This window comes from Oceanobacter kriegii DSM 6294 (assembly GCF_000422845.1).
In the GTDB taxonomy this organism is placed as follows: Bacteria; Pseudomonadota; Gammaproteobacteria; order Pseudomonadales; family Oceanobacteraceae; genus Oceanobacter; species Oceanobacter kriegii.
The window spans coordinates 82,537-96,985 of record NZ_AUGV01000020.1; the positions used below are offsets into that span (position 1 = coordinate 82,537).

At 56.9% G+C, this 14,449-nt stretch carries 12 protein-coding genes and 1 rRNA gene; 6 read left to right on the forward strand and 7 right to left on the reverse strand.

All coding sequences use genetic code 11. The features are described from left to right. Positions 1-29: 29 nt before the first annotated feature. A complete protein-coding gene (locus G516_RS0111490; protein ID WP_028293786.1) occupies positions 30-914 on the reverse strand; it encodes a DMT family transporter in 885 nt (294 codons plus the stop codon). A gap of 253 nt (positions 915-1,167) precedes the next feature. Between G516_RS0111490 and G516_RS0111495 the strand changes: the two genes are divergently transcribed. The 3 genes from G516_RS0111495 to G516_RS0111505 are packed head-to-tail and all read left to right on the forward strand — an operon-like array spanning position 1,168 to position 3,741. After that, entirely contained in the window at positions 1,168-2,508 is a 1,341-nt protein-coding gene (locus tag G516_RS0111495; RefSeq protein WP_028293787.1) for an ATP-binding protein, read from the forward strand. Further along, a complete protein-coding gene (locus G516_RS0111500) occupies positions 2,505-3,056 on the forward strand; it encodes a response regulator transcription factor (protein WP_028293788.1) in 552 nt (183 codons plus the stop codon). The genes G516_RS0111495 and G516_RS0111500 overlap by 4 nt, the downstream gene beginning before the upstream one ends. A gap of 13 nt (positions 3,057-3,069) precedes the next feature. Beyond that, positions 3,070-3,741: an NADPH-dependent FMN reductase gene (locus tag G516_RS0111505; RefSeq protein ID WP_028293789.1), complete on the forward strand. Its 672-nt coding sequence runs from the start codon at positions 3,070-3,072 to the stop codon at positions 3,739-3,741. A gap of 125 nt (positions 3,742-3,866) precedes the next feature. Here the strand turns inward: G516_RS0111505 and G516_RS0111510 are convergent, their stop codons facing one another. Genes G516_RS0111510 through G516_RS0111525 form a run of 4 tightly spaced genes read right to left on the reverse strand, consistent with a single transcriptional unit; the run spans position 3,867 to position 7,439 of the window. After that, a complete protein-coding gene (locus G516_RS0111510; RefSeq protein ID WP_051219320.1) occupies positions 3,867-4,520 on the reverse strand; it encodes an energy-coupling factor ABC transporter permease in 654 nt (217 codons plus the stop codon). A gap of 25 nt (positions 4,521-4,545) precedes the next feature. Next, complete coding sequence (gene rimI, locus G516_RS0111515) at positions 4,546-5,019, reverse strand: ribosomal protein S18-alanine N-acetyltransferase (protein ID WP_051219322.1); 474 nt, start codon at positions 5,017-5,019, stop codon at positions 4,546-4,548. Next, positions 5,009-5,869 (reverse strand): hypothetical protein, encoded by an 861-nt coding sequence (locus G516_RS23945; protein WP_028293792.1) that lies wholly within the window; start codon positions 5,867-5,869, stop codon positions 5,009-5,011. The genes rimI and G516_RS23945 overlap by 11 nt, the downstream gene beginning before the upstream one ends. A gap of 19 nt (positions 5,870-5,888) precedes the next feature. Then, complete coding sequence (locus G516_RS0111525; RefSeq protein WP_028293793.1) at positions 5,889-7,439, reverse strand: 2-isopropylmalate synthase; 1,551 nt, start codon at positions 7,437-7,439, stop codon at positions 5,889-5,891. Between the two features lie 333 nt (positions 7,440-7,772). Between G516_RS0111525 and imuA the strand changes: the two genes are divergently transcribed. The 3 genes from imuA to G516_RS0111540 are packed head-to-tail and all read left to right on the forward strand — an operon-like array spanning position 7,773 to position 13,174. After that, complete coding sequence (imuA, locus tag G516_RS22150; protein ID WP_051219324.1) at positions 7,773-8,528, forward strand: translesion DNA synthesis-associated protein ImuA; 756 nt, start codon at positions 7,773-7,775, stop codon at positions 8,526-8,528. 12 nt (positions 8,529-8,540) lie between these two features. Further along, positions 8,541-10,004 (forward strand): Y-family DNA polymerase, encoded by a 1,464-nt coding sequence (locus G516_RS0111535; protein WP_028293794.1) that lies wholly within the window; start codon positions 8,541-8,543, stop codon positions 10,002-10,004. Continuing rightward, entirely contained in the window at positions 10,001-13,174 is a 3,174-nt protein-coding gene (locus G516_RS0111540) for an error-prone DNA polymerase (RefSeq protein ID WP_051219326.1), read from the forward strand. The genes G516_RS0111535 and G516_RS0111540 overlap by 4 nt, the downstream gene beginning before the upstream one ends. Here G516_RS0111540 and G516_RS0111545 read toward each other — a convergent pair whose 3' ends face one another. Together G516_RS0111545 and rrf are read right to left on the reverse strand one after the other, a co-directional pair. After that, positions 13,175-13,846, reverse strand: coding sequence for a HEPN domain-containing protein (locus G516_RS0111545; protein ID WP_245582661.1), 672 nt, complete (start codon positions 13,844-13,846; stop codon positions 13,175-13,177). A 472-nt stretch (positions 13,847-14,318) separates the two neighbouring features. Beyond that, positions 14,319-14,434 (reverse strand): 5S ribosomal RNA (gene rrf / locus G516_RS0111550). Between the last annotated feature and the right edge of the window lie 15 nt (positions 14,435-14,449).

A 14,449-nucleotide genomic window follows, 5' to 3' on the forward strand; every position in this document is an offset into this window, starting at 1 on the left:
GGTCAGTTGTCCGAAAAAGGTCAGAACTCCTACGGCAGCAGCTTGCGAGCAACGGCCAATACCGCACGCCAGCGGCTGGCCAGCAGAGCAACAAAGATCAACACACAGCCCACCAGCTGCATCGGCGTGGTTTGCTCACCAAACCACGCCGCCGCCAACAGCGCCGTCCAGACCGGCTCCAGCACCATGATAACCGCCGCTGAACTGGGCGAAGTTTTTCCCTGTGCCCACACCTGCAGAAAGAACCGGCCGCAGGTTGCCAGCACCACACTCAAACCGACCCACAGCCAGATATCCACAGCCGACGGCAGTTGCCAGGTTTCCATCAATAGCAGTACTGGCAAGGCCACCAGCCCTACCATCAATAATTGAATCGACGACAGCGCCACCGCTGGAGTCATGGCTGCGGCACGACTGGTGAGTACAAAGGTGAAAGAGAACAGCAACGCCGCCATCAGAAAGCTCAGCTCCCCCAGCCCAAACACAAAGTTGCCATCCAGCGACAAGCAGGCCAGTCCCAGCGCCGCAATGGCCACCGAAACCCAGGCCGAACGGGCCGGTTTATCACCCATAAACCAGCCAACCACGGGCACCAGCACCGCCCCCAAACTGGTCAGGAAGGCCCCAACGCCCAAATGCTGGCCGTACTTCAACCCCAGAATCCAGAAGGTCATTGCCACCCCGAAACTGAGCCCTGAACGAATCGCCCGGCCCCAGCTCTGCGAACTCATGGCGGCCAGCTGCTTATGACCGGCCGCGGCCAACACCAGTCCACCGCTGGTGAAGCGCAGGAAAATAAAGGTAATGGGGGCAATCCCGGCCAACGCTTCTTTTGAGAAAATCCAGCCTACGCCAGCCAGCAGGGTTACCAGTACCAGCGTGAGGTCGGCCTTGACCGCAGCGGAAAGGGGCATACACAGTCTCCAGCGCACAAAGGCGCAGATGGCACAGGACTCATCGACGTTGATGGCCCGGTACCGGAACAAAAGGGCCGGTATTCTATAGCAGTCTGCTGCTGCGCGCGTGGAATAACCCGTTGCCATAAATGCAATCGACGGGCTCAAGCCACAGGTGAGACAAAGCGTCGCACGCTGTCCGTCGTCAGCCGCTGCGCCCGCCTCCGGAAACTCCGTATACTGCCCCTCTGTTTTGCAAAAGCGTGTTCCTATGTCAGCGGCCGACAGAAACCACCTGAACCCTATCCTGCAGCGTGTGGCGCTGCTGCAATTGGCCATCGCCTTTATCTGGCTGATGTTCATCGGTTACCTGCAATTTCACGGCGCCGATAACCTGCAACCGGCCTGGGCGCTGTTGGCGCTGTATCTGCCATTGCTGGTATTCACCCAGTCGCAGTTGACCCGCAAGTCGATCCGCGACTGGCAGTTATTTGTTTTCCTGACCATTGAATGCCAGCTATTCACCGGCTTGCTGTTTTTCACCGGCGGAGCCACCAACCCGTTAATTTCCTACTTTCTGGTGCTGATCGTCATTGCCGCCTGGGGGCTGCCCTGGAATCAGTCAATCTGGATTGCCGCCCTCGGCATTCTGGACTACAGCATTCTGGCCGTCTGGTATCAGCCAATCCTGCTGAGCGAACTGGACGGCATGAGCCACGTGCAGGACATGGATCATATGTCGTTGGCCAGCTGGCACCTGTCGGGCATGTGGCTGACCTTTGTGATCAGCGCGCTGATTCTGGTGACCCTGATTCCCCAATTAATGCGCACCCGCCAGCGTCAGCAGCAGGAAATCCAGCAACTGCGTGAACAACAACTCAAGAACGAACAATTGATCGGTATTGGTACCCTGGCAGCCGGTACCGCCCATGAAATGGGAACACCGCTGATGACCATGGGCATGGTGCTGGAAGACCTGCTCGACGGCGATTCCGTCAGTCAGAACCCGGTACTGGAAAAAGACCTCGACCTGTTATTGCAGCAGGTGCAGCGCTGCCAGCAGTCGTTGCAGCAGCTGGCCAAACAGGGCCGTGAAGCCCGCACGGCACGTGTTCAACCGGCCCACGAATGGCTGCACAGCAACCTGCAACGCTGGCAACTGAGTCACCCCAAAGCGCGTTTTGAAAGCGCCGCCAATATGTCGCAGAACAGCGCCCCCATTCAAACCTCGCCCTTGCTGGATCAGGCCTTGCTGAACCTGCTCGATAACGCTGCCGAAGCCGGTAGCGACACCGTTCAGCTCAGCTGCCAGACGACGGATGGGTTCTGGTGTCTGGATATTTGCCAGAACGACCCCGACGCCGCCCATCAGCTAAGCCAATACGTGCCCTATCAAAGCGACAAGCAAAGCGGCCTCGGCATTGGCCTTTACCTGAGCAACGCCAGCGTCGAGCAATTTGGCGGCAGCATTGAATTACACGCGCAGGATAACGGCGGCAGCCTGTGCAAACTGCGTTTGCCGGTTCACACAAACGCCAGTAGCAACACAACAAGCAACACAACATCCAGTAACACAACCGCCACGCCACCTGATTCTGGAGCCAACCGATGAACCTGCAGCGCATTCTGGTGATCGACGATGACCAACACTTCAGCCAGGTGATGTGTCGTAGCCTGGAACGGCAGGGCTATCACACTGCTGCCGCCAGCAATGGCAAACAGGCGTTAGCTACCCAGCAGACATTCCAGCCCGACTGGGCAACCCTGGATTTGCGTATGGAGCAGGAATCCGGTTTGCGGCTGATTGCCCCCCTGCTGAAGCAACAACCCAACCTGCGTATCGTCATGCTGACCGGCTACGCCAGCATTGCCACTGCGGTCGAGGCCATCAAACTGGGGGCCCACAACTACCTGCACAAACCGGCCACCTTACAGGAACTGATCGCCGCCTTTGGCAGCGACAGCCAGACCACGACAGACAACCCATCGGCCACCAACGCAGAACCCGAAGGGGAAATTATGTCGGTCGATCGGCTGGAGTGGGAGCACATCCAACGGGTGCTGAATGAAAACGAAGGCAACATTTCAGCCACCGCCCGGGCGCTGAACATGCACCGTCGAACCTTGCAGCGAAAGTTGCAAAAATACGCCCCACGATAAACAAAGGACTAACATGAAGTTTCTGGTTTTCCTTGGCAGCGTCCGCAACAGCACCCCACCCCGTCCGGCCCGCTTGGGTGAACGTGTCGCGCTGGCCTGCCTGCAACAGCTGCAAGCCCGCTTTAACGCCCACGCAGAAGAGCACAGCTTTGAGCTGATCGACCCGCTCGACTACCCGTTAGAACCGGTGTTCAAACCACACTTCGCCTATTCCAAACGTCAGGTCCCGCCATTGCTGGATGCACTGGCCGAGAAAATCCGCAGCGCCGATGGCTACGTTATGGTCAGCCCGGAATACAACCACAGCATGAGTCCGGCATTGGCCAACCTGCTGAACCACTTTGGCAGCTCGTTGTTTTCCTACAAACCCAGCGCCATCGTGACCTACTCCGCAGGCCAATGGGGTGGCATGCGCGCCGCCGTCGGTATGCGGACGTTTTTGTCCGAGCTGGGCTGCTTGCCGGTATCCGCCATGGTGCATTTGCCCAAAGCGCAGGAGGTGTTTGCAGAAGATGGCAGCCTGATGGCTGGAGAAGACAGCGAACGCTGGCAGGACTATTTTGGCCGTACCTTTGACCAGCTGATGTGGTGGGCCGACGCCACCCACAAGCAGCGCCAACAGGTTGATCCCAACAGCCAGATTGGTGTGTTTTCCAGATCGCCCTCTGAACGGAACATTCTCTAGACTGGCATGTAGAAGCCTAAAAGCAGGAGCGTCATTTTCACCCAAGCATTGGGAAGCGCAAGGTGGAAGGATGATCCGATGCTTCAAGCTCCGCCCTGTTACAGCTAAAGGAACGAAACAGCCCGCTATTTGAAATACGAATCTTCGTTAAAGGTACTCAGCCACTCGGTATGAAACGCCACCATTCCGGCGATGAACATGCCGTTCACCACGCCCTCCGGAAACATCATCAGCGGCAAGTAGCGCAGGTAGTCGTGCCACACCTTGGCCAGCGTATAGTCGCCGCTGGCTAGATACGCCAGACTCTGCAACACATCCAGAAACGCATGGGTAAAACCGGCGTTAAGAAAGCCTGCCACCAGAATGTAAACAAACGGATTGTGCGGCAGACGCTTGTACACCAACGAGTAAAACTGCCAGGTAAAGGCAATTGGCAAGGCATTCTGGATCAGCAGGTGATAACCGAAATCGGTCCAGTGAGTGGCTCCCAGCAACAGCAGCCCAAGCTGCATCAAGGCGGCGGCCAGCAAGGCCAGTCGCCAGCCCATCATCAGGGTCGCGGCGGTCAGACCCAGTACGTGAAATTCCAGCCCAGGCAGAATGCCGGCTTTCGACATCCACAACATCACCAGCACCACCACACTGCCGTAAAACAAATGCTGTGCGGTGCGATTTTCCCGTAGCGCCTGCCAACGATAGCTGTAAATGCTGTAGCCCAGCGTCAGCACACTGAGCGCGGCGAATACGGCAAAAGTCCAGGCTGGAAAGGCTGGTGTCATGGTCTGGCTCCGATACGATCAGAGGTCAGGCAAGCAGCTCCTGACAATACAGCAGGGCGTCTTCGCGGCCATTACTGGCCGGGTAATAATTGGGGCGAACCCCCACCTGACAAAATCCAAGTTTTTCATACACGGCAATCGCCGCAGCATTGCTTTCCCGTACTTCCAGAAACATCTGGCTGCAACCGCCCTGTTCGACCATATCGAGCATTTGCTGCAACAGCTGCTGGCCAAGGCCACGACCACGCAGGTCTGGCTCTACCGCAAAGGTCAGCAGCTCGGCCTCACCGGCAATCTGGGTAACAACCGCAAATGCCACCAGCTGCTCTGTGGCAGGATCGACCAGCTTCCAGATTACGCCGTTGCGCTCCAGATAGCGGCTCATGGTGGCCCGACTCCAGGGGTGATAATGGCTGCGGTTTTCAATGTCCATCAGTCGATCAAGATCAGCCACAACAGCCGCCTGAACCTGATAATCCGCGCCGGTTTTAACTGTCATTGGCCAGATTCCGCACCGTCAGTAGTTGTTGCCACAGCTGTTTTTTCAGCGCCCCTTGCTGCATGACCGTCAGGACGCTGTGATCCATATAAGCACCGGGTACGTCGATGTGCTGTAACCAGCGACGGGCATTGGTGCCCAAACCAATTGCCAGTTTGGCACCATGGTGGGCAAAGAAATTCCACTGCGCTCGCAGGGCTTGTTCAGCCACTGCTGCACTTTGGTCTTCACGGGCATTTTCAATAAAAGGCCAGCGGAACATCACCGGCTCGCCCCGCAACACTTCCCAACCCATGGCGGCGCACACCCGTGGCGCAAAGGCCAACAGGTTACCCAGCTCATTGAAGTCGTCACAGACCCACACCACGGCATCACCGAACTTCACAAAGTGCAGCTCAAAACGCGGCGGCGTCAGATCGGTTGGGTCGATTTTGCCATCCAGTGAAGCGGCCTTGTCTTGCGCTACCGCAGTCGTCTGTGGCGCAGTCGCTGGTCGATCCACGACCGGCGTATCGGCCTCTGTACTGGCAGGAGTGACGGAAGAAACCGGAGCAGCCTGTGCCGGACGCTCGGCAGCCGCTGCAGGCGTTGGATTCGCCGGTGCAGGTGCTGGTGTAACCGGAGCAGGAGCAGCACCGCCCAACAACTGAGCTGCCATGTGCGCGCCGCGCTGGCTGTCACCGGCCGCAGGTAAATGATCGGCAGACATATCGCCGGTGCCGTGCAAGTGGGTGCCTTCCCCCAATACCGGTAACAGGTTACTGGGGGCAGCATTGGGCAATTCCTGACGTGGAACCCACACCGGAATGCCCATGGCTTGCAAATACTGCTGACGAACGGCCTCACGCATGGAACAACATCAACTCCGCTTAAACGCCGTCATTCTGTGGATGCTGACGCACCACATTGGAATGCAGCATGTTGAGGGCGTGAATGTACGCCTTGGCGGAAGCCACCACAATGTCGGTATCCGCGCCGTTGCCATTCACAATACGACCGCCTTTTTCCAGACGTACGGTCACTTCGCCCTGTGAATCCGTGCCCTGGGTAATGGCATTCACGGAATACAGTTGCAGGCTGGCACCGGATTCGGCCACCTGTTCGATGGCTTTCAATGCCGCATCAACCGGGCCACTGCCTTCGCCACGTACTTTATGTTCAGTGCCGTCCTTGCTGACCACCAGCTCGGCGACCGGGGTTTCACCGGTAGCAGACTGACTGGACAGGGACACCAGCTTGAACACGTCCGGGGCGATATCCGCAACGGTTTCGCTCACCAGTGCTTGCAGGTCTTCGTCGAAGATTTCGTGTTTCTTGTCGGCCAGATCCTTGAAGCGGGCAAAGGCTTCGTTCAAGGCGGCGTCGGTTTCAAAGCTGACGCCCAGCTCTTCCAGACGACTACGGAACGCCGCACGCCCGGAGTGCTTGCCCATCACCATCTTGTTGGCGCCCCAGCCTACGTCTTCGGCTTTCATGATTTCGTAGGTTTCACGGTGCTTCAGCACGCCGTCCTGGTGAATACCGGACTCATGAGCAAAGGCGTTGGCACCCACAATCGCCTTGTTGGGCTGTACCGGGAAACCGGTCACGGTGGATACCAGACGAGAAGTCGGCACGATGTGGGTGGTGTCGATGTTGGTTTCAATGTTGAACAGATCAGAGCGGGTACGAGTACCCATCACAATCTCTTCCAGCGCCGCGTTACCGGCACGTTCACCCAGACCGTTAATCGTGCATTCCACCTGACGGGCACCGTTGGCAACCGCCGCCAACGAGTTGGCTACCGCCAGACCGAGATCGTTGTGACAGTGCACCGAGAAAATCGCCTTGTCGGCGTTTGGAATGCGTTCCAGCAGGGTCTTGATCTTGTAGCCAAACTCTTCCGGAATGGCGTAACCCACGGTGTCCGGAATGTTGATGGTACGAGCACCGGCGTTGATAGCCGCTTCAATGATGCGACAGAGGAAGTCCATGTCAGAGCGACCGGCGTCTTCACAGGAGAACTCGACGTCTTCCACAAAACTGCGGGCTTTCTTCACCGCATAAACCGCCTGCTCAACCACCTGATCCGGCTGCATCCGCAGCTTGTATTGCATGTGGATTGGCGAGGTCGCAATGAAGGTATGAATACGGGCGCGTTCGGCTTTCGCCAGCGAGGCGGCCGCACGTTCAATATCGTTATCCACCGCACGGGCCAGACTGCACACCGTGCTTTCACGCACTGCCGCAGCCACCGCTTCGATGGAGGCAAAATCGCCTGGAGAGGCCGCCGCAAAACCGGCTTCGATCACGTCAACACGCATTTTTTCCAGCGCCTTGCCGATACGAACCTTTTCTTCCCTGGTCATGGACGCGCCCGGGCTCTGTTCACCGTCGCGCATAGTGGTATCGAAAATGACCAAACGATCTGGCGTACTCATGATGCTCTCTCCTGCAAATTTGGGGTTGTGCGCACGTTTGTAAGTATAAATATCGATTGTCATCGTGCTGGCGCACACATCAGAACAGCCCTCTCGGAGCCGTCCGTGTCACTCATTGATTATACGCAGACACCCCAGTGGCCGCAGTAGTTGCAGTCGCCGAATTACGCTTATTTTTGATCCTCACTGATGAGCATCAGCGCCCAAACACAGCCGTCGGGAAATGACCAATCGTCCCATTCAGACGCACAGACACTTGCAAGCCAAAACCAAATACTGTTTATTTATACAGTACTTTTGATTTTATCGCGTCATCGGCGCAAGGCGTAGCACATGCTTCCTGAATCCCGCTCCCATACAGCCAACGACCCTGCTTCCCATTCGGTACTCGATCAGGTGCTGGACCGTGGTGATGTCTGGCAGGCCAGACGCCAGCCGGAGTTTGCCCGCAAGCAGGTCTCCAGTGGTTTTCCGGAGCTGGATGCCCAGTTGCCCGGCGGCGGCTGGCAGGCCGGGCAGCTGTGCGAGATTTACCAGCAAGGCCTCGGCACCGGTGAGCTGAGCCTGATTCTTCCGGCATTGGCCAAACTCAGCCAGCAGCCCCGCTGGATTCTGTGGGTAGCGCCACCGGCCATTCCTTACGCGCCGACGCTCAGTCAGGCAGGGGTTAACCTGAAACACATTCTGGTGGTGCGCCCCAAAAGCTACAAAGAAGCCATCTGGTGCCTGGAAGAAGGCCTGCGCAGCGGTCATTGCAGTGCGGTTCTGGGTTGGCTGGGAGAATGGCACAAGCAGCATATTCGCCGCCTGCAAATCGCTGCGGCAGATGCCGATAGCCACTGCTGGGTTTGGCCACAAACCGGTTTTGATGCCAGTGGTTCACCGGCAGCTTTACGCCTTGGCGTACAACGCCTGTCTGCCCGCCAGCTGCAAGTGCAATGCTTCAAGCGCCGTGGCAGCTGGCCCGGCAAGGACTTTATCGTCGATATCACACAGGCCAGCGGCACCCCGATGCCAGCCAACGACCGCTTTCCGGCCCACAAAGCCGTGCGCTTGCCGTCCGTTGCCCGACTCGGCTCGGCCAACTGACAGGGCCTCGCCATGACGCCGCTGTGGTTATACCTGCATTTCCCCGACCTCTACCTGCACAGCCTGCTGATTCCGGACGATCAGCCGGTGGCCCTGTTGGGAGCCAGGCATCAGCACGTCGAACAGCTCAATGAGCCTGCTCGCAAAGCTGGTGTCACCGTCGATATGTCGATGGCCACGGCCTGCAGCCTGTGCCCGGGATTAATCTGTCAGCCACTGGATGACATACAGCAACAACAGTTACTGGAGCAGAAAGCCCTGTGGGCCTATCGCTATTCGGCGCAGATTTGCCTCGATCCACCGCAAGGGCTGTGGCTGGAAATTGGCTCCATGCTGAAGCTGTTCGGCGGGCTGGAATCCCTCTGGCAGCGGCTGCTGCGCGAAGCCCCAACGCAATGGCCAATTCAGCTCGGTGTGGCTCAAGCGGCTCAAGCCGCCCGGCTGCTGGCCATTAACCACATCGGCCTGCCTAACAGCGATAAACACTGGATTCGCCAGCAACTGCATGGCCTGACGTTGGCGCAGCTGCAACTGGATGAAAGCCTGCAACTGAAGCTGCAACGCGTAGGTGCCAAAACCCTCGGCGATCTGGTGCGCTTGCCACTGGCCGACCTGGCGGTGCGTTACGGCATTGAGCTGGTCGACTACCTTGAGCGCATTCAGGGCCACAAACAGCAGCCAATGAGCTGGTTTGAGCCGCCCTTGCGGTTCCGTCAGGACGCGTTTTTTATTGAAGAAGTTGAACATCAAAACGGCCTGCTGTTTCCCTTACGGCCGTTACTGGCTGCACTCAGCAGCTTTCTGCAGCAACGCCAACTCAGTACCCGCACCCTGATTTTGCGGCTCAAACATCGACATCAGCCAACCACCGAATGGCGGCTCAGCTTTGCCCGTGCCGAACACCGGGAACAAGAGCTGTTGGCATTGGTTCGTTACCGCTTCGAGCATCACACCCTGCCCGCTCCGGTCACCTCGCTGCGATTGTGCGTCGACCACTTTGAAGACATGTATCCCCTGCGAGCCAAAGGCAAACAGGGTCAGAACAATCATTGGGACAAGTTACTGGGAACCGCCGGTACAACAGACACCATGGACGAGGCCTCTGGGGTACTCGATGACAGTCTGCTGAATCGCTTGCAGGCCCGCTTGCAACATCAACAGCTGTTTTACCTGCAAGCCAATGCCGACCCGCGTCCGGAAATCGCCGGTCAACTGCTCGACAGTCATCGTCATCCACAGGCGGCTGTTATCCGCAAAGGCCTGCTACGCCCAATATGGTTGCTTGATACCCCGATTCCCTGCCCTCAGCCCCATGAGGACACCTTGATCCTGCATCGGCCGGAGCGTATCAGCAGCGGTTGGTGGGACGGCATAACCGTGCGGCGGGATTATTACCTCAGCCTGCAATCCGGGCAGCTGCTGTGGATCTACCGTGATGCCAGCAAAGGCTGGTTTATTCAGGGGCTATTTGGATGACCACAACGCATACCTCTTCAACCACTGCTGTATTGCCTTACGCCGTATTTCCTTACGCCGAGCTGCACTGCGTCAGTAACTTCAGTTTTCTGCGTGGCGCTTCCCATCCGGAAGAACTGGTGGTGCGTGCTGCGGAGCTCGGCTATCACTCGTTAGCCATTACCGATGAGTGCTCGGTTGCCGGTGTGGTTCGAGGTTGGCAAGCACTGCAAGACTGGCAACAAGCGCACCCGGATCAGCCCGCCCCAAAACTGATCATTGGCGCTGAATTCCATTGGCAGAATCATTGTTTCGTGCTGCTGGCTCCCAGCCTTAACGGTTACAGCGAGCTGTGCCGTTTGATCACTGCCTGTCGACGTTCTGCGCCCAAAGGGGAATATCTGTTCAATCCGGAACAACTGCTGGACAGCAAACACCTGCTGCTACTGTGGCGACCCGCCGCCAATACCTTCAGCAGCCAGCCCTTGCTACAACAACTGCCGGAGCATTTCCATAACCGCTGCTGGTTACTGGCCGAGCGACTGCTTGATGAACACGATCCGCACCAATACGATCAGGTCATGGCTCTGGCGCACAGCCTCGACATGCCAGTCACATGCGCCAGTCAGGTCCATTGTCACCACCCCGGCCGCCAACCGCTGCAAGACTGCCTGACGGCCATTCGTCACAACAAGGCCGTCAGTGAGATCCCTGATTTGCTGTTCAGCAATGGTGAGCGGCACCTTCGTTCCCACAGCAAACTGGCACACCTGTATGATGCCAAATTGCTGGCATCTACCGTTGAAATTGCCGAGCGCTGCCAATTTCGCCTGGACGAAATTTGCTATCGCTACCCAAGAGACACCGTTCCCACCGATCAAAACCCGACAGCCTGGCTACGCCATCAGGTTGAACAAGGCCAACGCCTGCGCTTTCCCGACGGCACTCCAGAGGAGGTTCAGGCCACCATCAACAAAGAGCTGGCACTGATTCAGAAGAAAGAATACGAGCAGTACTTCCTCACCATTCACGACATCGTTCAATACGCCAAACGCAACGACATTCTGTGTCAGGGGCGTGGCTCGGCAGCTAATTCCGTGGTGTGTTACTGCCTGGGCATCACGGAAGTAAACCCCGTTGAAGTCAGCCTGCTGTTTGAGCGCTTTATTTCCGAAGAACGCAAAGAGCCGCCTGACATCGATGTCGACTTTGAAAGCCAGCGCCGCGAAGAAGTGATCCAGTACATTTACCGGAAATACGGCCGTGAACGCGCCGCACTGGCCGCCACCGTAATTTCCTACCGCCCCAAGAGCGCGGTACGGGATATTGGCAAGGCATTGGGGCTGAACCTGATGCAGCTGGAACACGTGATTGCCAACTTCGGCTGGCGTTATCGCGGCAAGGACTGGCTGGACGACTTTATCGATCCCTCTTTAGGCAACGCCAATCTGATGCAGCAATTCAAACAACGCATCGAAGAGATTCTGGGCTTTCCCCGCCACTTGTCCCAACACGTGGGTGGCTTTGTGATTACCGAAGGCGCCTTGACCGATCTGGTACCGATCGAAAACGCCAGTATGGCCGACCGCACCGTGATCCAATGGGACAAGGAAGACCTTGAAACCATGGGGCTAATGAAAGTGGATGTGCTTAGCCTCGGCATGCTGACGGCGATTCGCCGCTGCCTGCAGATGATCAGTGACCAGCAAGGCAAGCCATTCGGATTGGCCGACATTCCCCGCAGCGACCCAGCCACCTACCAAATGCTGCAACGGGCAGATTCCGTTGGCGTCTTTCAGGTAGAAAGCCGCGCCCAGATGAACATGCTGCCCCGACTGAAACCCAGCTGTTATTACGACCTGGTGGTCGAAGTCTCCATCGTCCGTCCCGGCCCGATTCATGGCGATATGGTGCACCCGTATCTGCGACGGCGTAACGGCGAAGAAGCAGCGGATTACCCATTGCCCGCCCTGAAACCGATTCTGGAACGCACGTTAGGGGTGCCCCTGTTTCAGGAGCAGGTGATTGCTTTTGCCATGGTCGCTGCCGACTTCAGTGCTGCTGAAGCCGATCTGCTACGGCGCTCCATGGCCAGCTGGCGCAAGAAAGGCCATATGCACAGGCTGCAACTGCGGTTGGCTACCACCATGAAACAGAAAGGCTTTAGCGATGAGTACATTCAACGCATCCAACGCCAGCTGGAAGGCTTTGGCGAATACGGCTTTCCCGAATCCCACGCCGCCAGCTTTGCCTTGCTGGTCTATGTCACCGCCTGGATGAAATGCCACTACCCCACTGAGTTCTGCTGCGCTTTGCTCAATAGCCAACCCATGGGGTTTTACAGCCCCGCACAGCTGATCGAAGATGCCCGCCATCATGGAGTGGTCACTCTTCCTGTGGATATCAACGCCAGCCAGGTCGACCATCAGGTGGTGTATCGCAATGGCAAACCGCAACTGCAACTGGGATTGCGTCTGGTGCGGGGGCTATCCAAAGAAGGTGCAGAATTGGTGGTAAAACGCCGGCCAGTAAGTAACACGAATGGGGAAGCACTGGCCGGAAGCTACAAGGACATTCAACAATGCCGTTACCTGTCGGGACTGGACGCTCACGAACTGGCCGCGCTGGCGGCCGCCAACGCCTTTGCCAGCCTGGACTACCAACGCCAACAAGCCAGCTGGATGGTGGCAGAGCCTCTGCAAAATGATCTGTTGTCCACAACCCATAGCGCAGCACTGTCGTTTCAATGGCCGTTCGGTAGCCCCAACGAAGTAGAAAACCTGCTGGCAGACTACCAGTCGTTAGGACTGACACTGGGGCGTCACCCCATCGAAATCCTAAGAGAACAAGGCAAACTGGGCGACAGCCACACCGCCATGTCGCTACGTACCGCCGCCCACGAATCCGAAGTCAGGGTGTGTGGACTGGTTACCTGCCGCCAACGCCCTGGCACTTCAGCCGGAGTGACCTTCCTTACGTTAGAGGACGAAACCGGCAACACCAATGTCGTGGTATGGCTAACACTCGCCAAACAACAACTGAAAGAACTTACCCAGGCCCGTATCCTGCAGGTTTACGGCAAAGTCGAAAAAGACGACAGCAGCGGCATCGTCCACCTGATCGCCTACCGGCTTACCGACCTTAGCCAGGCCATCGACGAACTGGATGTGGCATCACATGATTTTCATTAATCAGCTTTTACGAACCTGATAGAAAGGCTCACCCCAGTGCTCAGTAGCATTATCCAGCATCACACCGATAATGACCGGAACCAGCGAGCCGAGAATCCTTCGGCCATCGATAACCTGACTACGATTAACCTTGCCGCCACAGGTCGCACCGCCGTGTACAAGCTGGTTTCGCAGTGTGTACAGCCGCTCCATCACGATGTTCAACACCTCGTCAGTGCGCTGATTCACCAGCGCTGACTTCGAACGATCCCGGGCACGGTTAAAACTGATCTGCCATTCATCAATGCCCGGCTTGTGATTCTGGTAATCCCAATAGCGCTGGTAAACAAATTCGTTATCCAACAGATGCTTGATGGCCGTTTGATAGGTATCCCAGACAAGATCACCGATGTGACCGCTCTTATCCAGGTTAACAATCCGCTTGATGAAAAACTGGAATGCCGTCTGATCAGGCTCGGGATCGCCGTGGTTATCATTGGCATAAGCCGCATTCAAAGCAATCCAGAGAAAGATAAAAGCCCCATCGTCGTCCTCGCATTGCTCAGCCCGATGTAACCAGCTCAGCGCCCGGTGAATACGAAGATCCAGATGCTCTGGCATCGTGTCTCGCAGCGCCCGCTGGCGCTCTTTTAACGGAGCAAACAACTGTGGATAAGTAGCAGAATCCATCATCAGAAAATCCCTAAACGGCGTATTCTGACCATACGATATTGGTGACAAATAAAATAGAGTGATGGGAGCGCTGCATCCGGAAGCGCAGTGATATGGCACTCCGACGGCCCGCCCGCATGGGTAGCGGTGCTGGGATGAAGATTATATATGGAGTGCTTGATTAGCAGAGACGATGACCTCAGTGAGTCCAACGCTGCGCGTTGTCTGGCTTCGCCACGCCTGCGGCGCTGCAGGCTGGCACCTTCGGTGCATCGCCTGTCACATGGGCCCGATATCAGTAACAGAGACCCACGTATTCTACCCATAACCCAACAGGGCAACAGGGAATAAACCGCGCATAAAGAAAAACCCCAGCAGGTTTCCCTGCTGGGGTTTTGGGTTAGACCGGGGTCGCGCTCGACCTTGACGTGCTCGGCAAGCTCGTAACGAAAAAACCCCTGACCGCGTAAGCGATCAGGGGTTTTGGATAAGAGCTTGACGATGACCTACTCTCACATGGGGAAGCCCCACACTACCATCGGCGATGCTGCGTTTCACTTCTGAGTTCGGAAAGGATTCAGGTGGTTCCACAGCTCTATGGTCGTCAAGCAAACTGGTTTGGTG

Bases quoted from the DNA above. Each gene is read 5' to 3' on its own strand.
- imuA (WP_051219324.1), top strand. From the start codon at position 7,773: ATGCTTCCTGAATCCCGCTCCCATACAGCCAACGACCCTGCTTCCCAT.
- G516_RS0111505 (WP_028293789.1), top strand. From the start codon at position 3,070: ATGAAGTTTCTGGTTTTCCTTGGCAGCGTCCGCAACAGCACCCCACCC.
- G516_RS0111535 (WP_028293794.1), top strand. From the start codon at position 8,541: ATGACGCCGCTGTGGTTATACCTGCATTTCCCCGACCTCTACCTGCAC.
- rimI (WP_051219322.1), bottom strand. From the start codon at position 5,019: ATGACAGTTAAAACCGGCGCGGATTATCAGGTTCAGGCGGCTGTTGTG.
- G516_RS0111490 (WP_028293786.1), bottom strand. From the start codon at position 914: ATGCCCCTTTCCGCTGCGGTCAAGGCCGACCTCACGCTGGTACTGGTA.
- G516_RS0111495 (WP_028293787.1), top strand. From the start codon at position 1,168: ATGTCAGCGGCCGACAGAAACCACCTGAACCCTATCCTGCAGCGTGTG.
- G516_RS0111500 (WP_028293788.1), top strand. From the start codon at position 2,505: ATGAACCTGCAGCGCATTCTGGTGATCGACGATGACCAACACTTCAGC.
- G516_RS0111525 (WP_028293793.1), bottom strand. From the start codon at position 7,439: ATGAGTACGCCAGATCGTTTGGTCATTTTCGATACCACTATGCGCGAC.
- G516_RS0111545 (WP_245582661.1), bottom strand. From the start codon at position 13,846: ATGATGGATTCTGCTACTTATCCACAGTTGTTTGCTCCGTTAAAAGAG.
- G516_RS0111510 (WP_051219320.1), bottom strand. From the start codon at position 4,520: ATGACACCAGCCTTTCCAGCCTGGACTTTTGCCGTATTCGCCGCGCTC.
- G516_RS0111540 (WP_051219326.1), top strand. From the start codon at position 10,001: ATGACCACAACGCATACCTCTTCAACCACTGCTGTATTGCCTTACGCC.
- G516_RS23945 (WP_028293792.1), bottom strand. From the start codon at position 5,869: ATGCGTGAGGCCGTTCGTCAGCAGTATTTGCAAGCCATGGGCATTCCG.